Origin of the sequence: Citrobacter sp. RHBSTW-00944 (genome assembly GCF_013615435.1) — a bacterium.
GTDB classification, from domain to species: domain Bacteria; phylum Pseudomonadota; class Gammaproteobacteria; order Enterobacterales; family Enterobacteriaceae; genus Citrobacter; species Citrobacter braakii.
Genome location: NZ_CP055418.1, coordinates 1,749,766 through 1,774,829, shown reverse-complemented (window position 1 = coordinate 1,774,829; position 25,064 = coordinate 1,749,766). Strand labels below are relative to the sequence as shown.

Annotated in this window: 17 protein-coding genes; 13 read left to right on the top strand and 4 right to left on the bottom strand. The window is 53.9% G+C overall.

Annotated features, from left to right (window positions below; all coding sequences use genetic code 11):
* Window positions 1-38 precede the first annotated feature (38 nt).
* Complete coding sequence (gene rcsC / locus HV334_RS08390) at window positions 39-2,885, bottom strand: two-component system sensor histidine kinase RcsC (protein WP_019077260.1); 2,847 nt, start codon at window positions 2,883-2,885, stop codon at window positions 39-41.
* Window positions 2,886-3,053: 168 nt separating this feature from the next.
* Here rcsC and atoS point away from each other — a divergent pair, with 168 nt between their 5' ends.
* The 6 genes from atoS (at window position 3,054) to HV334_RS08360 (ending at window position 10,320) form a co-directional block, all read left to right on the top strand.
* Window positions 3,054-4,892 carry a two-component system sensor histidine kinase AtoS gene (atoS, locus tag HV334_RS08385; protein WP_095715831.1) on the top strand — a complete coding sequence of 613 codons (1,839 nt, stop codon included), beginning with the start codon at window positions 3,054-3,056 and terminating at the stop codon, window positions 4,890-4,892.
* A complete protein-coding gene (gene atoC, locus HV334_RS08380) occupies window positions 4,889-6,274 on the top strand; it encodes an acetoacetate metabolism transcriptional regulator AtoC (protein WP_019077262.1) in 1,386 nt (461 codons plus the stop codon). The genes atoS and atoC overlap by 4 nt, the downstream gene beginning before the upstream one ends.
* A 199-nt stretch (window positions 6,275-6,473) precedes the next feature.
* Window positions 6,474-7,133 (top strand): acetate CoA-transferase subunit alpha, encoded by a 660-nt coding sequence (atoD, locus tag HV334_RS08375; RefSeq protein WP_016153792.1) that lies wholly within the window; start codon window positions 6,474-6,476, stop codon window positions 7,131-7,133.
* A 2-nt stretch (window positions 7,134-7,135) separates the two neighbouring features.
* Window positions 7,136-7,786, top strand: coding sequence for a 3-oxoacid CoA-transferase subunit B (locus HV334_RS08370; RefSeq protein ID WP_016157021.1), 651 nt, complete (start codon window positions 7,136-7,138; stop codon window positions 7,784-7,786).
* Window positions 7,783-9,105, top strand: a complete 1,323-nt coding sequence (locus HV334_RS08365) for a TIGR00366 family protein (protein ID WP_016153794.1) — start codon at window positions 7,783-7,785, stop codon at window positions 9,103-9,105. Before HV334_RS08370 ends, HV334_RS08365 begins: the two co-directional genes overlap by 4 nt.
* A gap of 30 nt (window positions 9,106-9,135) precedes the next feature.
* Window positions 9,136-10,320, top strand: a complete 1,185-nt coding sequence (locus HV334_RS08360; protein ID WP_047359204.1) for an acetyl-CoA C-acetyltransferase — start codon at window positions 9,136-9,138, stop codon at window positions 10,318-10,320.
* Between the two features lie 43 nt (window positions 10,321-10,363).
* Here the strand turns inward: HV334_RS08360 and gyrA are convergent, their stop codons facing one another.
* Window positions 10,364-13,000, bottom strand: a complete 2,637-nt coding sequence (gyrA, locus tag HV334_RS08355) for a DNA topoisomerase (ATP-hydrolyzing) subunit A (protein ID WP_016153796.1) — start codon at window positions 12,998-13,000, stop codon at window positions 10,364-10,366.
* A gap of 158 nt (window positions 13,001-13,158) precedes the next feature.
* On the opposite strand from gyrA, the gene ubiG reads away from it, so the two are divergent.
* The 4 genes from ubiG (at window position 13,159) to yfaE (ending at window position 18,113) form a co-directional block, all read left to right on the top strand.
* A complete protein-coding gene (gene ubiG, locus HV334_RS08350) occupies window positions 13,159-13,887 on the top strand; it encodes a bifunctional 2-polyprenyl-6-hydroxyphenol methylase/3-demethylubiquinol 3-O-methyltransferase UbiG (protein ID WP_016157023.1) in 729 nt (242 codons plus the stop codon).
* A gap of 443 nt (window positions 13,888-14,330) precedes the next feature.
* Entirely contained in the window at window positions 14,331-16,616 is a 2,286-nt protein-coding gene (nrdA, locus tag HV334_RS08345) for a class 1a ribonucleoside-diphosphate reductase subunit alpha (RefSeq protein ID WP_016153798.1), read from the top strand.
* A gap of 112 nt (window positions 16,617-16,728) precedes the next feature.
* Entirely contained in the window at window positions 16,729-17,859 is a 1,131-nt protein-coding gene (gene nrdB / locus HV334_RS08340; RefSeq protein WP_016153799.1) for a class Ia ribonucleoside-diphosphate reductase subunit beta, read from the top strand.
* Window positions 17,859-18,113 carry a ferredoxin-like diferric-tyrosyl radical cofactor maintenance protein YfaE gene (yfaE, locus tag HV334_RS08335; protein WP_016153800.1) on the top strand — a complete coding sequence of 85 codons (255 nt, stop codon included), beginning with the start codon at window positions 17,859-17,861 and terminating at the stop codon, window positions 18,111-18,113. The genes nrdB and yfaE overlap by 1 nt, the downstream gene beginning before the upstream one ends.
* A 172-nt stretch (window positions 18,114-18,285) precedes the next feature.
* Here yfaE and glpQ read toward each other — a convergent pair whose 3' ends face one another.
* Complete coding sequence (gene glpQ, locus HV334_RS08330) at window positions 18,286-19,353, bottom strand: glycerophosphodiester phosphodiesterase (protein ID WP_047500916.1); 1,068 nt, start codon at window positions 19,351-19,353, stop codon at window positions 18,286-18,288.
* Between the two features lie 3 nt (window positions 19,354-19,356).
* On the bottom strand, window positions 19,357-20,715 hold the full coding sequence (gene glpT, locus HV334_RS08325) for a glycerol-3-phosphate transporter (RefSeq protein ID WP_016153802.1): 1,359 nt from the start codon (window positions 20,713-20,715) through the stop codon (window positions 19,357-19,359).
* Between the two features lie 270 nt (window positions 20,716-20,985).
* On the opposite strand from glpT, the gene glpA reads away from it, so the two are divergent.
* From glpA to glpC, 3 genes are read left to right on the top strand one after another with little or no spacing between them, the layout of a single operon-like run.
* Window positions 20,986-22,614 (top strand): anaerobic glycerol-3-phosphate dehydrogenase subunit A, encoded by a 1,629-nt coding sequence (gene glpA / locus HV334_RS08320; RefSeq protein WP_016157025.1) that lies wholly within the window; start codon window positions 20,986-20,988, stop codon window positions 22,612-22,614.
* Complete coding sequence (glpB, locus tag HV334_RS08315) at window positions 22,604-23,863, top strand: glycerol-3-phosphate dehydrogenase subunit GlpB (RefSeq protein WP_181221405.1); 1,260 nt, start codon at window positions 22,604-22,606, stop codon at window positions 23,861-23,863. The genes glpA and glpB overlap by 11 nt, the downstream gene beginning before the upstream one ends.
* Window positions 23,860-25,050: an anaerobic glycerol-3-phosphate dehydrogenase subunit GlpC gene (glpC, locus tag HV334_RS08310; RefSeq protein ID WP_016153805.1), complete on the top strand. Its 1,191-nt coding sequence runs from the start codon at window positions 23,860-23,862 to the stop codon at window positions 25,048-25,050. Before glpB ends, glpC begins: the two co-directional genes overlap by 4 nt.
* Window positions 25,051-25,064 lie beyond the last annotated feature (14 nt).

Here is a 25,064-nt window from a genome sequence, read left to right as displayed (position 1 = left end):
GTAGGCCGGATAAGGCAAATGCCCCCATCCGGCCTCTTTTATTCCCGCGCCTTTCTCACTCTTTCCGCATAGACCGTCAGCGTTTGCTTCAATACATCTAACGTCACCGGCTTAGACAGACAGCTATCCATACCTGACTCCAGGCAACGCTGCTTCTCTTCAGCCAGCGCGTTGGCCGTCACGCCGACAACCGGCAGGGTTAATCCTAACTGGCGAATACGCTGGGTCAGACGATAACCATCCATGTTCGGCATGTTAACGTCGCTCAGCACGATGTCGATATGGTTTTTACTCAGTACATTGAGTGCGTCCACGCCGTCATTCGCGGTTTTACACTGATACCCCAACGATCCCAACTGATCGGCCAGTAAACGCCTGTTGATAGGATGATCGTCGACCACCAGAATCATCATGTCATCGTTAGTTGCAGCAACTTTATCCGGGGCTGGCAACGCCGTTGAAAGCTCTTCACTGCTCAGCTCAAGGCTGTAGATATGCGCCAACAGCGCGGGCAATTCGTGAGGCGATGCCACGCTGTGCACCCACTCCCCAGGCCCCCTTTCCAGCGGAATACCGATATGACGACGGCAGAAAATCACCGCGGCGCGTCCCTGCCACGCCTGCTCCAGCACATCGTCGGCAATCAGCAGGTCATCCGCATCCGGTTGCTGTCCCTCATAGCACTGCACCGTCATCCCGTTACGCGCCAGACTGGATTCAATAAACTGGTACAGCGACGCGTTACGCACCGCCAGCCAGCAACGTTTGCCGACAAGCCCTTCGATACCTTTTTTCAGCGGGTACTGCGCGCCATAAAGCGGAATACGCAGCATAAACTGGCTACCCATTCCCGGTTCAGAATCGACGGAAATATCCCCATCCATCATGCTGATCAGTTTTTCACAGATAGCCAAACCAAGCCCGGTTCCCTGGAAATTACGCTGTACGCCGGTTCCCACCTGGAAGAAAGGATCGAACAAGCGGACGACCTCTTTAGCTGGGATCCCAACCCCGGTATCACGCACGCGAATACTGAGATAGTCTTCGTTACACTGCACGTGCAGCACAATGCAGCCGGTATCGGTAAACTTGATAGCATTACTCAGCAGATTGGAAATCACCTGCTGCAAACGCATCGGATCACCATTGAGCGCCACCGGTACATTCGGGTCGATAAAGCAGTACAACCCCAGCTGTTTGCGAACCACCAGCGGCAAATAGTTAGCCGTAATATGATTCATTACTTCTCGCGGTGAAAACTCGCGCGGTTCAATCTTCAGCTGTTCAGATTCAATTTTCGAGAAATCGAGAATATCGCTGATAATCTTCAACAGCAGGCTGGAAGAGTTGTTCATCGCCGTCACCAGGCGATCCACTCCGTTGGGTAACTCTTTGGTTTGCAACAAATCAAGGTTACCGATAATGCCATACAGCGGCGTACGCAGCTCGTGGCTTACCGTCGCAAGGAACATCGATTTGGACTGGCTCGCCTGCTCCGCCGCCTGCGCCATCTCCTGCAACGACTCTTCCATTTTAACGCGCGCGCTGATGTCAACCAGCACACAAATTGCCACGTTTTCATTACGATAGCGCGAGTGCACAAAGCTGATTTGCAGATTGGTATTGTTGCTGGTCAGCACATCAACAAAATTGACCTGCTGGCCGCAGATAATTTGCGTTAACCGTTGCCGGTCTTCATGCGTTAGCATGTTGAGATAGGTGTGCGCCAGCTCATTACTCAGGATGTTAATGCCATCTATCGTACGCAGAATACAAATCCCAACCGGCGCGGAAGCCACGATTTTACGGTTAAACTGCTCGTGCTCTTCCAGACGCTGGGCATCGCTTTCCGCAGGAATAAAAATGCGTCGCTCATACATGCGCGTGAGCATAAATAACGCCGCGCCAACCAGCACATTCAGCAGAATAGCGTTCAGGATCATCATGCGGATCCGCTCCAGTACCAGGTCAACCGGTACGGAGTACACAATGCTTAGCGATGACGGTGGCAGGTTTTTCTTCAGCACCAGTTCGTGAAAACCCGACGTATAGCCAAACCAGGAGCGCTCCTGCATCCAGCGAGGTTCAGCCTTAATATTCCCCTCAGGACCGGTGAGCGAAATCAGCGCATGACCATTTTCATCAAGGATGGTCACTCCCATCGGCAAACTGCCCGGCGTGAAAAAGTTCTCCATGCGGATAGGCTGTTCCACACCCAACAGCGCCTGCAGGCGATTAGCGAGATAAACCGGCGTCAGCGCATAGAAATAGCCTATCCCCGGCCGCGGCCCCTGGCTAATCCAGAACAGGTTATTACCATTTTCGTCCTGCGGTGCATTGCGATACTTAATAATGCGCTCATGCAGCGCCTTCAACGCCCCGTCACGTTCGACAGGCATATCACGCAGACCGAAATTGGCCATGCAAAGGTTGTCGCTGCCGATCAGGAACACACGATTCAAATCATAGGCCGCGGAAAAGTTATCCCGCCAGTAGCGCATAAACCACGCCAGCGATTCCAGCGAACCTCGCCAGGCGTTGCCCATCACCGAGCAGTCGGAGTCGGCAAACAGCGGCTCGAAGTTTGGCACGGCGGTTTTATCATCCCGCGCGCGCAACGACATCACGCCGTTTTCCGCCGTTAAGCGATTCTCCGCGATATATTTCAGCTCTTTAATCACATCAGAGGTGCGCTGAATGTAACGTTGGGCCTGATCGGAACTGAGGTTAAGCTCCTGGTGAATCTCGGACTCTCTCTGGTGCAGCGCATTCACGATGTAGAAAACGGAGGCAAATGCGATTAGCCCCCAGATCAGGAGCGCCAACGCCCTGAACAGATAGCGTGAGACTTTTAGCGTTGAATGAACGGAAGCAAGGTATTTCAAAGGGGCGAAGCTCCGCCTCAGGGCATTAATAGAGTGTGGTTAAGGTAGCGGTAAATGTCCGGCGTCGCAATGCCCTCTCTTTACGGGAATATGATACACCGCTCTGAAACCATTGTCTTAACCCGTGATAATCGTCGTTTGCCTGAAAAACACTGCACGGATGTCAGAATGCGCGACCTGAGATGGCTGGCTCGTCGGTTATACCCACGACGATTACGCAACCAAATGATCATGATGGCCATCCTGATGGTCATCATTCCGACGATATCTATAGGTTATATCGTAGAAACTGAAGGCCGTTCAGCAGTCTTATCTGAAAAAGAGAAAAAACTGTCATCGGTGATAACCCTGCTAAACGATGCGCTGGGCGACCGCTTTAGTCACTACCCAAATTTGCCGCGTGAAGCACGCATTCGCGCGCTTAATCAAGAGTTGGCCCCCATCACCGAGCGCATTACGCAAGCGTTTCCCGGCATTGGCGCCGGGTATTATCACAAAGCGCTGGATGCAATTATCACCTACGCTCCCTCCGCGCTTTACCAAGGCAACGTAGGTATCACCATCACCGAGGATCATCCCGGGCGCGAAGTGATGAGTAGCAACGCGCCTGTGGTCTATTCCGGGCGACAGGTTCGCGGCGACATACTCAACTCGATGATCCCAATAGCGCGCCAGGGAGAGGTTATTGGGTATATCTGGGCCAATGAGCTCACCGAAGATATCCGCCAGCAGGCCTGGAGAATGGACGTCAGGATTATTGCCGTACTGGTTGCCGGGCTCATCTGTAGTCTGCTGCTCATCGTGCACTTCTCACGCCGACTCAGTGCGAATATCGACATCATCACCGATGGGCTTTCCACGCTGGCACAAAAAACCCCTACCCGATTGCCTGAACTCCCCGGCGAGTTAGGACAAATCAGCCGTAGCGTCAATGCGCTGGCACAAACGCTACGGGAAACCAAAACCCTTAACGATCTGATCATTGAAAATGCCGCAGATGGCGTGATCGCCATCGACAGGCAAGGCGACGTTACCACCATGAACCCGGCGGCAGAACAGATAACGGGCTACACGCTGCATGAGCTGGTCGGACAGCCCTATGCGACGCTCTTTGCCAATACGCAGTTTTATAGCCCGGTACTGGACACCCTTGAGCACGGTACTGAACATGTGGCCCAGGAAATTAGCTTTCCAGGACGTGAACGCACCATTGAGATCAGTGTAACCACCAGTCGGATCCATAACGCACACGGCGAGCTGATTGGCGCGCTGGTTATTTTCTCCGATTTAACCGCCCGTAAAGAGACCCAGCGTCGACTGGCGCAAACCGAAAGGCTTGCCACCCTGGGTGAGCTGATGGCCGGCGTCGCGCATGAAGTGCGAAACCCGCTGACCGCAATTCGTGGGTACGTCCAGATCATCCGCCAGCAAACCTCGCTGCCGGAACATCAGGAATATTTATCTGTTGTGCTGAATGAAATTGATTCCATCAATAAAGTTATTCAACAACTGTTAGATTTCTCACGACCACGACAAAGCCAGTGGCAACAGATTCGGCTCAATGCGCTCATTGAAGAGACGCTAATCCTGGTGCAAACCGCTGGCCTACAGGCACGGATCGCCTTTACAACGGAATTAGATCCCAGCCTGCCGCCGCTCGTCGCCGATCGCGAACTCCTCAAACAGGTGATCCTCAATATTTTAATCAATGCGGTACAGGCGATCGCTGCGCGAGGCGAAATTCGCATCCGTACCTGGCAATACTCGGCCTCGCAACAGGCCGTGATGATTGAAGATAATGGCAACGGTATCGATCTCGCCATACAGAAGAAAATATTCGATCCCTTTTTTACGACAAAAGCATCAGGCACCGGTCTTGGACTGGCGCTGAGCCAGCGCATCATCAACGCGCATCAGGGGGATATCCACGTAACCAGCCAGCCTGGCTGCGGGGCGATATTCACTCTGATTTTACCTCTTAACCCGCAGGGAAATCCGTCAGAATGAAAACGACCTATCGTATTCTCATCGTTGATGATGAAGAAAATGTTCGCCGTATGCTTGCCACCGCATTTTCCCTGCAAGGGCATGAGACACATTGCGCCAGCGACGGGAAAGCCGCGCTGAGCCTGTTTAGCGAAACGCAGCCAGACGTGGTGCTGATGGACATTCGCATGCCGGAGATGGACGGTATCGACGCGCTGAAAGTTATGCGCACGCAGCAACCACGGATCCCCGTCATACTGATGACCGCTTACGCTGAAGTAGAAACCGCAGTAGAAGCTTTACGTAGCGGCGCATTCGACTACGTGATTAAGCCCTTTGATCTCGACGAGCTAAGCATGGTGATTCAACGCGCATTGCAACTGCAGGAGATGAAACAGGAAATCCGCAATCTGCATAAAGCGTTGACCACCAGCTGGCAGTGGGGACACATTCTGACCACCAGCCCGCGTATGATGGATATCTGTAAAGACACGGCGAAAATCGCCCTCTCCCAGGCAAACGTGTTGATTAGCGGTGAAAGTGGTACAGGAAAAGAGCTGATCGCCCGCGCCATTCACTACAACAGCAAACGCGCCAATGGCCCCTTTATCAAAATTAACTGCGCGGCCCTGCCGGAGTCGTTGTTGGAAAGCGAGCTATTTGGTCACGAAAAAGGCGCGTTTACCGGGGCACAGACATTACGCCAGGGATTGTTCGAACGCGCTCATCAGGGAACTTTATTGCTTGATGAAATTGGCGAGATGCCGCTGGTGCTGCAGGCTAAGCTGCTGCGCATTTTGCAGGAGAGGGAGTTTGAACGCATCGGCGGGCACCAGACCATTCGCGTTGACATTCGAATCGTCGCCGCCACCAACCGCTGTCTGCAAACGATGGTGAAGGAAGGAACGTTTCGAGAAGACCTGTTTTACCGTCTCAACGTTATCCATCTGACTTTGCCGCCATTACGCGAGCGTCGTGAAGATATTGCCTTATTAGCAAACCACTTTTTACAAAAATTCAGCTCTGAAAATCAGCGGGATATTATCGAAATCGACCCGACGGCGATGTCGATCCTCACCGCCTGGCCCTGGCCCGGTAACATTCGCGAACTGTCAAACGTCATCGAACGTGCAGTCGTTATGAATACCGGTGCGGTGATCTTTGCCGACGATCTCCCCGACCCGTTGCGCAACCCGGTTAGCGCCACAACAGAAACAAAACCGACTTACTCCGGGGAACGCAATCTGAAAGAAGAGATTAAACGTGAGGAAAAACGAATTATCCTCGAAGTCCTCGACAATCAGGACGGCAATCGCACCCGCACGGCGCTGATGCTGGGAATTAGCCGTCGCGCTTTAATGTATAAATTACAAGAGTACGGCATCGACCCATCAGGTTCCTGATACGCAAATTTGCTATGCAGAATTTTGCACACTGCGCAAAATTCTGCATAACCCCTCGTGGTCTCCTTTCACCAAGACCACAAAAATAAACCAATAAATTCAATAAACTAAACATTAATACGTTTCTTTAGTCATTCTGGCACCCTGCTTGCAATTCCCTGAGCGTACCCAAAATGGAGTATGCAAAAAGGGAAACATAATGAAAACAAAACTGATTACCTTACAAGACGCTGCGGGCTTCTTTCGTGATGGCATGACCATCATGGTCGGTGGTTTTATGGGCGTTGGCACACCACCTCGTCTGGTTGAAGCCCTGCTGGAGTCCGGCGTCAGAGATCTGACGCTGATTGCTAACGATACCGCCTTTGTCGATACCGGTATCGGCCCCCTGATCGTCAATGGGCGGGTGAGCAAAGTGATTGCCTCGCACATTGGTACAAACCCGGAAACCGGTCGTCGCATGATTGCCGGCGAGATGGATGTACAGCTGGTTCCGCAAGGTACCCTGATCGAGCAGATTCGCTGCGGCGGCGCGGGTCTTGGCGGCTTTCTGACCCCCACTGGCGTTGGCACCATCGTGGAAGAAGGCAAGCAAACCATGACGCTTGAGGGTAAAACCTGGCTCCTTGAACGCCCATTACGCGCCGATTTAGCGCTTATTCGCGCCCACCGCTCTGACATGCTTGGCAACCTCACCTACCAGCTCAGCGCCCGTAACTTTAACCCTCTGATTGCCCTCGCCGCTGATATCACGCTGGTCGAACCGGACGAAATGGTTGAAACAGGGGAGCTGCAGCCTGACCAGATTGTGACCCCCGCCGCCGTTATCGACCATATCGTCATTCCACAGGAGAGCTAATCATGGATGCTAAACAACGTATTGCGCGCCGGGTGGCGCAAGAACTTCGCGATGGCGATATCGTCAACTTAGGTATCGGCCTGCCAACGATGGTAGCTAACTACTTACCTGCTGATATTCACATTACGCTGCAATCTGAGAACGGTTTTCTGGGGCTGGGCCCAGTCACCACCGCCCATCCTGACCTGGTGAACGCGGGCGGCCAACCGTGCGGTATTTTGCCGGGCGCGGCGATGTTTGATAGCGCCATGTCGTTCGCGTTGATTCGCGGCGGTCATGTTGATGCCTGTGTGCTTGGCGGGTTGCAGGTCGATGAGCAGGCAAACCTCGCCAACTGGGTGGTTCCCGGCAAGATGGTGCCCGGCATGGGGGGCGCAATGGATCTGGTGACCGGTGCGCGTAAAGTCATTATCGCCATGGAGCATTGCGCAAAAGACGGCTCCGCAAAAATCCTGCGTCAATGCACCATGCCGCTCACCGCGCAGCATGCTGTGCATATGCTGGTCACCGAGCTGGCTGTATTCCGCTTTATAGATGGCAAGATGTGGCTGACTGAAATCGTCGAAGGATGCGACATCGCCACGCTATGTGAAAAAACCGAAGCACAGTTTGAAATTGCCGACGATCTGCGCATCCTGCGAGGTGACGCATGATTGGCCGCATCGCTCGCTTTATGACACGGGTAGTCAGCCGCTGGCTGCCCGACCCACTGATTTTCGCCATGTTATTAACGTTGCTGACCTTTGGCATCGCGCTGTGGTTAACGCCGCAGACCCCCATCAGCATGGTGAAATTCTGGGGTGACGGTTTCTGGAACCTGCTGGCGTTTGGTATGCAGATGGCGCTGATCATCGTAACCGGCCATGCGTTAGCCAGTTCCGGGCCGGTGAAAAGCCTGCTGCGTACGGCGGCATCCGCCGCCAAAACCCCCGCTCAGGGCGTCATGCTGGTGACTTTTTTTGGTTCAGTTGCCTGCGTTATTAACTGGGGATTTGGTCTGGTGGTCGGGGCGATGTTCGCCCGCGAAGTTGCTCGTCGGGTACCGGGTTCCGATTATCCGTTACTGATTGCCTGCGCCTACATCGGGTTCCTGACCTGGGGCGGCGGCTTCTCCGGCTCAATGCCTTTGCTGGCGGCAACGCCTGGCAACCCAGTCGAGCACGTAGCGGGCCTCATTCCTGTCGCGGATACCCTGTTCACCGGCTTCAATATTTTCATCACGCTCGGCCTGATTGTGGTGATGCCGTTTATCACCCGGATGATGACGCCAAAACCTTCAGATGTGGTGAGCATCGATCCGAAACTGTTACTGGAAGAAGCTGATTTTCAGAAGAAACTGCCGCCAGATGCGCCGCCATCTGAAAAACTGGAAGAGAGCCGCATTCTGGCGCTGATCATCGGTGCATTAGGGATTGCCTATCTGGGTATCTACTTTGCCGAGAAAGGTTTCAACATCACCATCAACACCGTCAACCTGATGTTTATGATTGCCGGTTTGCTGCTGCACAAAACGCCGATGGCCTATATGCGTGCCGTTAGTGCTGCCGCACGGAGTACCGCTGGGATTCTGGTGCAATTCCCCTTCTATGCCGGCATTCAGTTGATGATGGAGCACTCCGGCCTCGGTGGGCTCATTACTGAATTTTTCATCAACGTTGCCAACAAAGATACCTTCCCACTGATGACTTTCTTCAGTTCAGCGCTGATTAACTTTGCCGTGCCATCCGGCGGTGGCCATTGGGTTATTCAGGGACCGTTCGTCATGCCTGCCGCTCAGGCGCTGGGTGCCGATCTTGGCAAATCAGTCATGGCCATTGCCTACGGTGAGCAGTGGATGAACATGGCACAACCGTTCTGGGCGCTACCCGCGCTGGCCATCGCCGGTCTCGGAGTACGCGACATTATGGGCTACTGCATCACCGCCCTGCTCTTCTCCGGCGTCATTTTTGTTATTGGATTGACCTTGTTCTGACGGCAACAACTTAATTAAAGGAACTGAAAAATGAAAAACTGTGTCATCGTCAGCGCGGCACGTACCGCAATCGGCAGTTTTAACGGCGCACTGGCAACTACGGGTGCCGTCGAGCTTGGCTCAACCGTCATTAGAGCCGCTCTTGAACGCGCGCACCTTGACCCACAGCGCGTGGACGAGGTGATTATGGGCAACGTGCTGCAGTCAGGACTCGGGCAAAACCCAGCGCGTCAGGCATTATTAAAAAGCGGCCTGTCCGACACCGTTTGCGGCTTTACCGTCAACAAAGTGTGCGGCTCTGGCCTGAAAAGCGTGGCGCTTGCCGCCCTCGCTATCAAGGCCGGACAAGCCCAGGCGATCGTCGCGGGAGGGATGGAAAACATGAGCCTGGCCCCCTACCTGTTAGACGCAAAAGCCCGCTGGGGCTATCGCCTCGGTGACGGGCAATTGTCCGACGTGATTCTGCGCGATGGCCTGATCTGCGCCGAGCATGGTTACCACATGGGGATCACTGCAGAAAATGTTGCCAAAGAGTATGGCATCAGCCGCGAAATGCAGGATGAACTGGCTCTGCAGTCACAGCGTAAAGCCGTTGCCGCAATCGAGTCTGGCGCATTTGAGGCTGAAATCGTGCCCGTCAGCGTGTCATCACGGAAGAAAACCATCATCTTTGAGCGTGACGAATTCCCCAAAGCTGACTCGACGGCCGAAGGCCTCGCCGCATTGCGTCCAGCCTTCGATAAAGCAGGAACCGTCACCGCAGGTAACGCCTCGGGGATCAACGACGGTGCAGCGGCATTAGTGATAATGGAAGAGTCCGCAGCACTGGAGGCTGGGCTGAAGCCACTGGCGCGGATCAAAGCCTGGGCCAGTGGCGGCGTAGCACCGGCGATGATGGGGATGGGGCCGGTTCCCGCCACGCTGAAGGCACTGCAACTGAGCGGCTTACAGCTTTCTGATATCGATCTGATCGAAGCCAACGAAGCATTTGCTGCTCAGTTTCTTGCCGTCGGTAAAACGCTGGGATTTGATCCGCAAAAGGTTAACGTCAACGGAGGGGCAATTGCGTTGGGACACCCTATCGGCGCCAGCGGCGCGCGAATACTGGTGACGCTGCTGCATGCGCTACAGGCACGGGATCAAACGCTTGGACTGGCCACGCTGTGCATCGGCGGCGGTCAGGGCATTGCGATGATAGTGGAGCGAATGAATTAAAAAAAAGGGCCGGATATTTCCGGCCCTTTTTATCACGTCTTAATTACTCTTCAGCGTCGTCCGCTGCATCGTCATCGCTTTCCGCTTCAGGCGCGATATCCTCGTCCCCTTCAGCAGCGCTACCGTCGATGGAGTCGAGCTCTTCATCATCAACCGGTTCAGCAACGCGTTGCAGACCCACAACGTTTTCATCTTCCGCAGTACGGATGAGGATAACGCCCTGGGTGTTACGTCCTACCACGCTGATTTCCGACACGCGAGTACGCACCAGCGTACCTGCATCGGTGATCATCATGATCTGGTCGGTATCTTCAACCTGCACTGCGCCGACAACGGAACCGTTGCGCTCGGTGACTTTGATGGAGATAACGCCCTGGGTCGCACGAGACTTGGTCGGATACTCTTCCGCCGCCGTACGTTTACCGTAGCCGTTCTGGGTAACGGTGAGGATAGCACCTTCACCGCGCGGAACGATCAGCGATACCACGCTGTCGCTTTCCGCCAGTTTGATACCGCGTACGCCGGTCGCGGTACGTCCCATCGGACGAACAGCCCCCTCTTTGAAGCGCACCACTTTACCGGCAGCAGAGAACAGCATAACTTCGTCACTACCAGACGTCAGGTCAACGCCAATCAGCTCATCGCCTTCGTTCAGGTTAACCGCAATGATACCGGCTGAACGCGGACGGCTGAACTCGGTCAGCGCTGTTTTCTTCACGGTACCGCTGGCGGTTGCCATGAAGACGTTGACGCCTTCTTCGTACTCACGTACTGGCAGAATTGCGGTGATACGTTCGTTAGCTTCCAGTGGCAGCAGGTTGACGATAGGACGTCCACGCGCACCACGGCTTGCTTCCGGCAACTGATAAACCTTCATCCAGTACAAACGACCGCGGCTGGAGAAGCAGAGGATCGTGTCATGGGTGTTGGCCACCAGCAGGCGGTCGATAAAGTCTTCTTCTTTAATTCGTGCTGCAGATTTGCCTTTACCGCCACGACGCTGCGCTTCGTAATCGGTTAACGGCTGATATTTCACGTAGCCCTGATGAGACAAGGTCACGACAACATCTTCCTGGCTAATCAGATCTTCGATGTTGATGTCAGCGCTGTTCGCGGTGATTTCGGTCCGACGTGCGTCGCCGAACTGTTCACGAATCAGCTCCATCTCTTCACGGATGACTTCCATCAGACGATCGGCGCTGCCCAGAATGTGCAGCAGTTCAGCGATCTGCTCCAGCAGCTCTTTGTATTCGTCGAGCAGTTTTTCGTGCTCAAGGCCAGTCAGTTTCTGCAAACGCAGATCCAGAATGGCCTGGGCCTGCTGTTCAGTCAGGTAGTACTGACCGTCACGCACGCCAAATTCCGGCTCCAGCCATTCAGGACGCGCGGCATCATCGCCGGCACGTTCCAGCATAGCAGAAACGTTACCCAGCTCCCACGAACGCGCGACCAGCGCTGCTTTCGCTTCTGCCGGGGTCGGCGCACGGCGGATCAGTTCGATGATCGGATCGATGTTCGCCAGCGCAATCGCCAGTGCTTCAAGGATGTGCGCACGGTCGCGGGCTTTACGCAGTTCAAAGATAGTACGGCGGGTTACGACTTCACGGCGGTGACGTACAAACGCAGCAATAATATCTTTCAGGTTCATGATTTTCGGCTGTCCATGGTGCAACGCAACCATGTTGATACCGAAAGAAACCTGCAGTTGGGTCTGGGAGTAGAGGTTGTTCAGAACCACTTCCCCGACTGCGTCGCGTTTCACTTCAATAACGATGCGCATACCGTCTTTGTCAGACTCGTCACGCAGCGCGCTGATACCTTCAACGCGTTTGTCTTTTACCAGCTCGGCGATTTTCTCGATCAGGCGCGCTTTGTTCACCTGATACGGAATTTCATGGACGATGATGGTTTCACGGCCAGTTTTGGCATCCGCTTCGACTTCCGCGCGTGCGCGGATGTACACTTTGCCACGGCCGGTACGGTAGGCTTCTTCAATACCACGACGACCGTTGATGATCGCGGCGGTCGGGAAGTCCGGACCCGGAATATGTTCCATCAGCCCTTCAATGCTGATGTCTTCATCGTCAATGTATGCCAGGCAGCCGTTGATCACTTCCGTCAGGTTGTGCGGCGGAATGTTGGTCGCCATACCTACCGCGATACCGGACGAGCCGTTCACCAGCAGGTTAGGAATTTTGGTTGGCATGACGTCAGGAATTTGTTCGGTGCCGTCGTAGTTATCGACGAAATCCACCGTTTCTTTTTCCAGGTCAGCCATCAGCTCATGGGCGATTTTCGACATACGGATTTCCGTATAACGCATCGCCGCTGCGGAGTCGCCATCGACAGAACCAAAGTTACCCTGACCATCTACCAGCATGTAACGCAAGGAGAATGGCTGTGCCATACGAACAATGGTGTCGTAAACGGCGGTATCACCATGAGGGTGGTATTTACCGATTACGTCACCAACGACACGGGCAGATTTTTTATAGGCTTTATTCCAGTCGTTGCCCAATACGTTCATGGCGTAAAGTACGCGACGGTGAACCGGCTTCAGGCCATCTCGGACGTCCGGCAGCGCACGGCCAACAATGACCGACATCGCATAATCCAGATAGGAGCTCTTCAGCTCTTCCTCAATGTTGACCGGTGTAATTTCTCTCGCAAGGTCGCTCATCTAACCGCTATCCCTCTACTGTATCCCGGATTCAAAGGTCGCAAATTATAACACATCCGTGCAGATTCAGGTAAATGGATTCCCCCTGACAGAGGCTTTATTCATCCCGTCAGGCTGATATACTCATTTGCATCGCAAATTTAGGAGTAGAAGCCCCAATGAATGCCGAAAAACCTCCGGTAACTCACAACGTTGATCAGGAAGAAATTGCCAAGTTTGAAGCAGTCGCGTCACGCTGGTGGGATCTTGAGGGTGAATTTAAGCCACTGCACCGTATTAACCCACTGCGCCTGGGCTATATCACGGAGCGCTCAGGCGGCCTGTTTGGTAAAAAGGTACTCGACGTCGGCTGCGGCGGCGGCATTCTGGCGGAAAGCATGGCGCGCGAGGGCGCAACCGTCACCGGGCTTGACATGGGCTTTGAACCGTTACAGGTAGCAAAACTGCATGCGCTGGAGAGTGGCATCCAGGTGGAATACGTTCAAGAAACGGTTGAAGAACATGCGGAAAAACATGCGCATCAGTATGACGTTGTGACCTGCATGGAAATGCTGGAGCACGTACCGGACCCGCAGTCGGTGGTCAGGGCCTGCGCCAGACTGGTCAAACCGGGCGGCGAAGTGTTTTTCTCCACGCTTAATCGCAACGGCAAATCCTGGCTAATGGCGGTGGTCGGCGCGGAATATATTTTGCGTATGGTGCCGAAAGGCACGCATGATGTGAAAAAATTCATTAAGCCGGCTGAACTGTTAGAGTGGGTTGACCAGACCGTGCTGAAAGAGCGTCATATGACCGGCCTGCACTACAACCCGATCACCAACAGTTTTAAACTCGGCCCCGGCGTTGATGTGAACTATATGCTACACACTACCGCGCAAGCAGATTAACCCCCTCCACCCGGCCGGATAAGGCGTGCAACGCCGCAATCCGGCACCGTGCCTGATAGTGCGCAGCTTTCGGGCCTGCGCATCGCCTACCAATCCTGAGTAGGATCGTCAGGGCAATTTTTGCGCCAGGTCATAAGAACTTACCTTGCCTTAGATGAAGAAATCAGCACTCGATCAAATTTTCTATTTTTTTTCTCAATTATTGACATCCTCGCCAGGCCTTATAAGACGCGCACTTAGCGATTATTACCCTTTTGCAACCTCAATTTAACCTCAAAATCAACTCTTGTACTGAAAAGAATCCCTACTAGAATACTCACCATATAGCGTCTACTTTATCAAACAACCCCTACATATAGTATTTATCCACAGACTTAGTCACAACATGACTTTGTGGATAATATGGGGGATATTTTTTCTTTCACGGACAGGTAAAAAACCACATGAATCAGAGTCTGCTGGTGACAAAGCGTGATGGTAGTACAGAGCGCATCAATCTCGACAAAATCCACCGAGTTCTGGATTGGGCGGCAGAAGGACTGAATAACGTATCGATTTCTCAGGTCGAGTTGCGCTCCCACATTCAGTTTTATGACGGTATCAAGACATCCGATATCCATGAAACAATCATCAAAGCTGCCGCCGACCTGATCTCCCGCGAGGCACCGGATTATCAGTACCTGGCTGCTCGCCTGGCGATTTTCCATCTGCGCAAAAAAGCCTACGGCGAGTTTGAACCGCCGAAACTGTTCGACCATGTCGTGAAAATGGTTGAAATGGGCAAATACGACAATCATCTGCTGGAAGACTACACGGAAGAAGAGTTCAAGCAGATGGACTCGTTCATCGTACACGACCGTGATATGACCTTCTCCTACGCTGCGGTGAAGCAGTTAGAAGGTAAATACCTGGTACAAAACCGTGTTACCGGTGAGATTTATGAAAGCGCGCAGTTCCTCTACATTCTGGTAGCGGCGTGCCTGTTCTCTAACTATCCGCGTGAAACGCGTCTGCAATACGTAAAACGTTTCTACGACGCCGTTTCTACGTTTAAAATTTCGCTGCCGACGCCGATTATGTCCGGCGTGCGCACCCCTACCCGTCAGTTCAGCTCCTGCGTACTGATCGAGTGCGGCGACAGCCTGGACTCCATCAACGCCACCTCCAGCGCGATTGTGAAATACGTTTCCCAGCGCGCCGGCATCGGTATCAACGCCGGTCGCATCCGTGCGCTGGGTAGCCCGATCCGCGGCGGAGAAGCGTTCCACACCGGTTGTATTCCGTTCTACAAGCACTTCCAGACCGCGGTAAAATCCTGCTCCCAGGGCGGCGTACGCGGCGGTGCTGCAACGCTGTTCTACCCAATGTGGCACCTGGAAGTTGAAAGCCTGCTGGTCCTGAAAAACAACCGTGGCGTCGAAGGCAACCGCGTGCGTCACATGGACTACGGCGTACAGATCAACAAACTGATGTACACCCGTCTGCTGAAGGGCGGCGACATCACGCTGTTCAGCCCGTCCGACGTTCCAGGCCTGTATGATGCGTTCTTCGCTGACCAGGACGAATTCGAACGTCTGTACACCAAATATGAAAACGACGACAGTATCCGCAAGCAACGCGTGAAAGCCGTTGAGCTGTTCTCACTGATGATGCAGGAACGTGCCTCTACCGGGCGTATCTATATTCAGAACGTTGACCACTGCAACACCCATAGCCCGTTTGATCCAATTGTCGCTCCGGTGCGCCAGTCTAACCTGTGCCTGGAAATCGCCCTGCCGACCAAACCGCTGACCGACGTTAACGACGAAAACGGCGAAATTGCGCTGTGTACGCTGTCCGCATTTAACCTCGGTGCTATCAACAGCCTGGACGAGCTGGAAGAGCTGGCCGAATTGGCGGTGCGCGCGCTGGATGCGCTGCTCGATTATCAGGATTATCCGATTCCTGCCGCCAAACGCGGCGCGATGGGTCGCCGTACGCTGGGTATTGGCGTGATCAACTACGCCTACTGGCTGGCGAAAAACGGTAAGCGTTATTCTGACGGCAGCGCGAACAACCTGACTCACAAAACCTTTGAAGCCATTCAGTATTACCTGATGAAAGCCTCTAACGAGCTGGCGAAAGAGCAAGGCGCGTGCCCGTGGTTTAACGAAACGACCTACTCCAAAGGTATTCTGCCGATCGATACCTATAAAAAAGATCTCGATGCTATTGTCAACGAGCCGCTGCATCTGGACTGGGAACAACTGCGCGAATCCATCAAAACGCACGGTCTGCGTAACTCCACGCTGTCAGCCCTGATGCCATCGGAGACCTCTTCGCAGATCTCTAACGCCACCAACGGTATTGAACCACCGCGCGGCTATGTGAGCATCAAAGCGTCGAAAGACGGTATTCTGCGCCAAGTCGTGCCGGACTACGAACACCTGCACGACGCGTACGAACTGCTGTGGGAAATGCCGAACAACGATGGCTATCTGCAACTGGTAGGTATCATGCAGAAATTTATCGATCAGTCGATTTCCGCCAACACCAACTATGATCCGTCGCGCTTCCCATCCGGAAAAGTACCGATGCAGCAGTTGCTGAAAGACCTGCTCACCGCCTACAAATTTGGTGTCAAAACGCTGTATTATCAAAACACCCGTGACGGTGCGGAAGATTCTCAGGACGATCTGGTGCCGTCCATTCAGGACGACGGCTGCGAAAGCGGCGCATGTAAGATCTGATGAACGATGCCGGGTGGCACCAGGCTCACCCGGCCTACAGTAGCTTGGTTTGTAGGCCGGAAAGGGTGCTTGTAACGCCATCCGGCACTCATCCCACAAAGGATTCACATCAATGGCATACACCACTTTTTCACAGACGAAAAATAACCAACTTCTGGAACCGATGTTCTTCGGCCAGCCGGTGAACGTCGCCCGCTACGATCAGCAAAAATATGACATCTTCGAAAAACTGATCGAAAAGCAGCTCTCTTTCTTCTGGCGTCCGGAAGAAGTTGATGTTTCTCGCGATCGCATCGACTTCCAGGCGCTGCCGGAACATGAAAAGCATATCTTCATCAGTAACCTGAAATATCAGACGCTGCTGGACTCCATTCAGGGACGTAGCCCGAACGTGGCGCTGCTGCCGTTAATCTCGATCCCTGAGCTGGAAACCTGGGTGGAAACATGGGCGTTTTCAGAAACGATCCACTCCCGTTCCTACACCCACATCATTCGTAACATCGTGAACGATCCGGCGGTGGTGTTTGATGACATCGTCACCAACGAGCAGATCCAGAAACGCGCGGAAGGCATTTCCAGCTATTACGACGAATTGATTGAGATGACCAGCTACTGGCATTTGCTGGGCGAGGGCACGCATACCGTTAACGGTAAAACGGTTGTCGTAAGCCTGCGTGAACTGAAGAAGAAGCTGTATCTGTGCCTGATGAGCGTGAACGCGCTGGAAGCGATCCGCTTCTACGTCAGCTTCGCCTGCTCCTTCGCCTTCGCCGAACGTGAACTGATGGAAGGCAACGCGAAAATTATTCGCCTGATCGCCCGCGATGAAGCCCTGCATTTGACCGGGACCCAGCATATGCTGAATCTGCTGCGCAGCGGCGTGGACGATCCGGAAATGGCGGAAATCGCCGAAGAGTGTAAACAAGAATGCTACGACCTGTTCGTACAGGCCGCGCTGCAGGAAAAAGAGTGGGCGGATTATCTGTTCCGTGACGGCTCAATGATTGGCCTGAATAAAGACATTCTGTGCCAGTACGTTGAGTACATCACCAACATCCGTATGCAGGCTGTCGGACTCGACTTGCCGTTCCAGACCCGCTCTAACCCAATCCCATGGATCAACACCTGGCTGGTGTCTGATAACGTGCAGGTTGCGCCGCAGGAAGTGGAAGTCAGCTCTTACCTGGTCGGCCAGATCGATTCGGAAGTCGATACCGACGACCTGAGTAACTTCCAGCTCTGATGGGCCGCGTTACTCTGCGCATCTCTGGCACACAACTGCTGTGCCAGGATGAACACCCTTCCCTGCTTGCCGCGCTCGAATCGCACAATGTTGAAGTTGAATACCAGTGCCGCGCAGGTTATTGCGGCTCCTGCCGTACCCGTCTGGTAGCGGGACAGGTCGACTGGATTGCCGAACCTCTGGCCTTCATTCAGCCAGGTGAAATTTTGCCCTGCTGCTGTCGGGCAAAAGGCGATATTGAAATAGAGCTGTAACGCGTGGCGGGATAAAAATTACGACTAAAAAAGAGCCGCCGATGGACGGCAGCTCTTTATTTCTCCTGGAGGCAGGTATGGCCACGTTGACGGCAGACGGCCTTATCTAGCCGTTAATAACGTTTGATCCAACCAGGCCTGTGACCGGAGGTGCATCACAGACCTTGTGCCATTACTCTTTATTCAGGAATGTCACTGCTTTGTCGGGGAAGTCGGTGAACAGCCCGTCAACGCCCGCCTTGCTATACAGAATGTCATACAGCTGGTTTACGTCAGTGGTGTAATCCGGCAGCTGATCGGCACGAACGGTATAAGGATGCACCACCATCTTATTCTGATGCGCGTCCTGTACCATACCCGTTAACGAGATATTGCCTTTCTTCGACTTCTCATCAATCAGCATGTGATAGTCCGGCCCAATGCCGTCCGCATACTGCGCAACCTGCTTCATGGCACCCGGTTTAAACATCCAGTCGTAGTTGTAATTAACCCAACTACCGTCCGGCTTTTTCTCCTGAGTTTCATTCCAGTCAGTGTACGCAATCAACTGTACCAGATTGAGATCCATCCCCATCTTCGGTTCCAGTTCATTCTTAATGCGCTTTAACTCTGCGACATCAAAACACTGTAGATAAACCTTGTCATTCTTGTCGGTGTACCCGTACTTTTTCAGCACTTCCAGCGTTTTAGCCGCAATGTCCTTCCCTTCCTGATGATGGAACCACGGCGCTTTCATTTCCGGGTAAATGCCAATGTTTTTACCGGTTGAATGATTTAATCCCTGAACGAACTCAATCTCTTCTTCGAAAGTGTGCACACGGAAATCAGATTTACCCATCGGGAAACGCCCTGGGTAGGTCTGGACCTTTTTGCCATTTTCGATATCAAAGCCTTCGGTAAATTTCAGCGATTTAATCTCATCCAGCGTAAAGTCGATAGCGTAATAGCGCCCATCTTTACGCGCACGATCCGGGAAACGCTCGGCAACATCGGTGACGCGGTCAAGGTAGTGGTCATGCAGGACAACCAGATGGTCGTCCTTGGTCATCACCAAATCCTGTTCCAGGTAATCAGCCCCCTGAGCATAAGCCATCGCTTTTGCTGGCAGCGTATGCTCCGGTAGATAACCGCTGGCGCCACGGTGCGCAATCACGATTTTTTCTGCGGCAACCGCCGCGCTGCTCACCACAATACCTGTCAGCATTAGCGCCACGCTGAGACTTTTCAATGTGGTTTTCATCTATTAGCCCCCGTTACGCTTCAGTGCGATCTCTTCGTGATGGCGTTTTTCGCCAATCATGACGACCACCAGCAGAATAACCGCCAGCACGCTACCGCCAATCATCACCATAAAGCCGCCGTCCCAACCGAAGAAGTCAACGGTATAGCCAACAATGGCGCTCGCCGCTACGGAACCGCCGAGATAACCGAACAGACCGGTAAAGCCAGCCGCCGTACCCGCCGCTTTTTTCGGTGCCAGTTCCAGCGCATGCAGACCAATCAACATTACCGGACCGTAGATCAGGAAGCCGATGATAATCATACAAGCCATATCCACGTTCGGGTTGCCTGCCGGGTTCATCCAGTAGACGATAGTCGCGATAGTCACCAGCGTCATAAAGAACACGCCGGTCGCACCACGGTTGCCACGGAAGACTTTATCCGACATCCAGCCGCACAGCAGCGTGCCCGGAATACCCGCATATTCATACAGGAAGTAGGCCCAGGATGATTTATCCAGCGCGAAATGTTTCACTTCTTTCAGATAGGTCGGGGACCAGTCTAGGATGCCGTAACGCAGCAGATAAACAAACACGTTGGCGATAGCGATGTACCACAACAGTTTGTTCGGCAGTACGTATTGCATGAAGATCTGCTTCGCAGTCAGCTCTTCTTCCGCTTTCTCGTTGTAATCGTCCGGATAGTCGTTCTTGTACTCTTCGATAGGCGGCAGGCCACAAGACTGCGGCGTATCACGCATCAGAGCAAAAGCAAACAGCGCGACGACGATCGCACCGAAAGCAGGCATATACAGCGCCGCTTTCCAGTCATTGAACCAGGCCATACCCAGCAGGAACAACAGAGGAGGCAGACCACCGCCCACGTTGTGCGCACAGTTCCAGACGGAAACAATGCCCCCACGCTCTTTCTGCGACCACCAGTGCACCATGGTACGACCACACGGCGGCCACCCCATTCCCTGGAACCATCCGCAGAGGAACAGCAGCACAAACATAACCGCAATGCTCGAAGTCGCCCACGGCACAAAGCCCATGAACAACATGACTGCGGCGGCCAGAATCAGACCCGCTGGCAGGAAAACGCGCGGATTCGAGCGATCCGAAACGGACCCCATGATGAATTTCGAAAATCCGTAAGCAATGGAGATACCGGATAACGCAAAACCCAGATCGCCACGCGAGAAACCTTGCTCAACCAGGTACGGCATCGCAAGGGCAAAGTTCTTACGTACCAGATAGTACGCGGCATAACCAAAGAAAATCCCCAGAAAGATCTGCCAACGTAATCGACGATATGTCGGGTCGATCTCCGCTGCAGGCAAACGCGCCGTGTGTGACGCTGGTTTAAAAATGCTCAACATAGTGTAGCCTCCGTGGCCGTCTTTCATTCGAAGTAAACACTGCAGTTCGTCATTACTACCCTACCGCTCCCAGTGTGGCCGCGATGTTAAGGAAAGATACATAACAAAAATGTGAAACGCTGCACATATTGTTACAGATTTATGACAAATGTTCATAAAGGCGCACGAAATCACGTTTCATTTTCGAATAATGAGCGATTATGCGCGAAATCAAACAATCCATGTTTTTTATGTGGCTAAATGATAAAAAACGAACTGTGAGGAAAAACAATGAAAATTCGCGACTCGCAAACAAGTGACGTGATTATCATTGGTGGAGGAGCAACAGGTGCAGGGATCGCACGCGATTGTGCGCTGCGCGGGTTGCGCGTCATCTTAGTGGAACGCCACGATATCGCCACAGGGGCGACCGGACGTAACCACGGTCTGCTGCACAGCGGTGCACGCTACGCCGTCACCGACGCTGAATCTGCCCGGGAGTGCATCAGCGAAAACCAAATTCTCAAACGTATCGCCCGTCATTGCGTTGAGCCGACGGACGGTCTGTTTATTACCCTGCCGGAAGATGAACTCTCCTTCCAGGCAACCTTTATTCGCGCCTGTGAAGAGGCCGGTATTCGCGCAGAAGCAATTGACCCTAAGCAGGCGCGCATTATCGAACCTTCCGTCAACCCACAGCTGATTGGCGCGGTAAAAGTGCCGGACGGCACGGTTGATCCTTTCCGCTTAACCGCCGCCAACATGCTGGATGCGCGTGAGCATGGCGCAGTAATCTTAACGGCGCATGAAGTGACGGGACTGATTCGTGAAGGGGCAACGGTTTGCGGCGTGAACGTACGCAATCATCTGACGGGTGAGATGCAGTCTCTGCATGCACCGGTAGTCGTCAACGCCGCCGGGATCTGGGGCCAGCGCATTGCGGAATATGCCGATCTGAGCATCCGTATGTTCCCGGCCAAAGGTTCGCTGCTGATTATGGATCACCGCATTAACCAGCATGTCATCAACCGCTGTCGTAAGCCATCTGACGCCGATATCCTGGTGCCCGGTGATACCATTTCGCTGATTGGCACCACCTCACAGCACATTGATTACGATGATATCGACAGCAACCGCGTCACCGCAGAAGAGGTCGATATACTGCTGCGTGAAGGCGAAAAACTGGCGCCGATTATGGCGAAAACGCGCATTTTACGCGCCTACTCCGGCGTGCGTCCTCTGGTAGCCAGCGACGACGATCCAAGTGGCCGTAACGTCAGCCGTGGGATTGTACTGTTCGATCATGCCCAGCGTGACGGACTAGACGGGTTTATCACCATTACCGGCGGCAAATTGATGACCTACCGCCTGATGGCAGAGTGGGCCACCGATGCCGTTTGCCGTAAACTGGGCAATACCCAACCTTGCACAACGGCAGACACGGCGCTGCCTGGCTCACAAGAATCGACCGAGCATACGCTCAAACGCGTGATCTCGTTGCCCGCGCCACTGCGCGGCTCAGCGGTCTACCGTCACGGCGATCGCACCCCTGCGTGGCTTAGCGAAGGTCGTCAGCACCGCAGCCTGGTCTGTGAATGCGAAGCGGTCACTGCAGGTGAAGTGCAGTACGCCGTCGAGAATTTGACCGTCAACAGCCTGCTGGATTTGCGTCGCCGTACCCGTGTTGGAATGGGGACCTGCCAGGGCGAATTGTGTGCCTGCCGCGCCGCAGGTTTGCTGCAACGTTTTAATGTCACCACCGCCGCGCAATCTATCACTCAGCTTTCCGATTTCCTCAATGAACGCTGGAAAGGCGTGCAGCCTATCGCCTGGGGAGATGCGCTGCGCGAAAGCGAATTCACACGCTGGGTCTATCAGGGATTGTGCGGTCTGGAAAAGGAGCACCAGGATGAAATTTGATACCGTCATTATCGGCGGCGGCCTGGCCGGACTACTGTGCGGCCTGCAACTGCAAAAAAGCGGTTTACGCTGCACGATTGTCACTCGCGGCCAAAGCGCCCTGCATTTCTCCTCCGGCTCACTGGATTTGCTCAGCAACTTACCCGATGGCCAACCGGTGACGGATATAGAAGCAGGCCTGAATGCGCTGCGCACTCAGGCCCCCGCGCACCCGTACAGCACCATCGGAACGCACAACGTCCTGGAGCTGGCCCAGCAGGCGCAAAATCTGCTGGAAGAATGCGGAACGCATTTGCAAGGCAAGGTACATCAGTCACATCAACGCATCACCCCGCTGGGAACGCTGCGCTCAACCTGGTTAAGTTCCCCGGAAGTTCCGGTCTGGCCGCTGTCCGCGCAGCGTATCTGCGTTGTAGGTATTAGCGGTTTACTGGATTTTCAGGCACATCTCGCCGCGGCGTCGCTGCGTCAACGCAATCTCAGCGTCGAGACGGCAGAAATCGATCTGCCTGAGCTGGATGTCCTGCGTGATAACCCGACCGAGTTTCGCGCCGTCAATATTGCGCGCCTGCTGGATAACGAAGATAAATGGTCGCTGCTCTATGACGCTTTACTGCCAGTAGCAAAAACCTGCGACATGATAATTATGCCGGCCTGCTTCGGTCTGGCGGATGAACAGCTCTGGCAATGGCTTAACGAGCGTCTCCCCTGCTCGCTGACGCTGTTACCGACCCTCCCGCCTTCGGTACTGGGTATGCGTTTGCATAACAAATTGCAGCGCCAGTTTGTGAGCCAGGGCGGCGTCTGGATGCCGGGTGATGAAGTGAAGAAAATCACCTGTCAGGACGGCGTAGTCAGCGAAATCTGGACCCGTAATCATGCCGATATTCCTTTGCGGCCACGTTTCGCCGTGCTCGCCAGCGGCAGCTTCTTCAGCAGCGGGCTGGTCGCCACGCGTGAGGCCATCTACGAACCTATCCTGGGGCTGGATGTACAGCAAACCGCCACGCGCGCCGAGTGGTATGAGCGTGACGTCTTCGACCCACAACCGTGGCAGCAGTTTGGCGTTACGACCGATGCCGGGCTGCGCCCGTCGCTGGCGGGACAAACGATAGAGAACATGTATGCCATCGGTTCCGTTCTCGGCGGATTCGACCCTATCGCCCAGGGTTGCGGAGGCGGCGTGTGCGCTGTTAGCGCCTTACACGCCGCACATCATATTGCGAAACGTGCAGGAGGCCAGCAATGAGCGACACACGTTTTGAAAGTTGTATCAAATGCACGGTGTGCACCACGGCCTGCCCGGTAAGTCGCGTCAATCCGAACTACCCTGGTCCTAAACAGGCCGGACCGGACGGTGAGCGTCTGCGCCTGAAAGATGGCGCGTTATATGACGATGCGCTGAAATACTGCATCAACTGTAAGCGCTGCGAAGTGGCCTGTCCGTCAGATGTGAAGATTGGCGATATCATCCAACGCGCGCGCGCCAAATACGACACTACGCGTCCGTCGCTGCGTAACTTCGTCTTAAGCCATACCGATTTGATGGGTAGCGTGTCCACACCGTTCGCCCCGATAGTGAATACCGCCACCTCACTCAAACCGGTGCGTCAGTTGCTGGATTACGCGCTAAAAATCGACCATCGCCGTACGCTGCCGAAGTACTCTTTCGGTACCTTCCGCCGCTGGTATCGCAGCGTTGCCGCACAGCAAGCGCAATATCAGGATCAGGTTGCCTTTTTCCACGGCTGTTTTGTGAATTATAACCATCCGCAGCTCGGCAAAGACCTGATCAAAGTGTTGAATGCGATGGGAACCGGGGTGCAACTGCTGAGCAAAGAGAAATGCTGCGGCGTACCGCTGATTGCCAACGGCTTTACCGATAAAGCGCGTAAGCAGGCGGTGAGCAACGTGGCCTCGCTCAGAGAAGCAATTGACGGTAAAGGCATTCCGGTGATCGCCACCTCATCAACCTGCACCTTTGCGCTGCGTGATGAATATCCGGAAGTGCTGGACGTCGACAACTCAGGTCTACGCGAACACATTGAACTGGCAACCCGCTGGCTGTGGCGCAAGCTGGATGAAGGCAAAACGCTGCCGCTGAAAACGCTGCCGCTGAAAGTGGTCTACCACACGCCATGCCACATGGAGAAAATGGGCTGGACGCTCTACACGCTGGAACTGCTACGACAAATTCCAGGGCTGGAGCTAACGGTGCTGGACTCGCAATGCTGCGGGATTGCCGGGACATACGGCTTTAAAAAGGAAAACTACCCGACATCGCAGTCCATTGGCGCACCGCTGTTCCGCCAGATTGAAGACAGCGGCGCTGATATCGTCGTCACCGACTGCGAAACCTGTAAATGGCAGATTGAGATGTCGACAAGCAAACGCTGCGAACACCCCATCACCCTGCTTGCCAAAGCGTTAGGTTAATTCTGTTGCCCGGT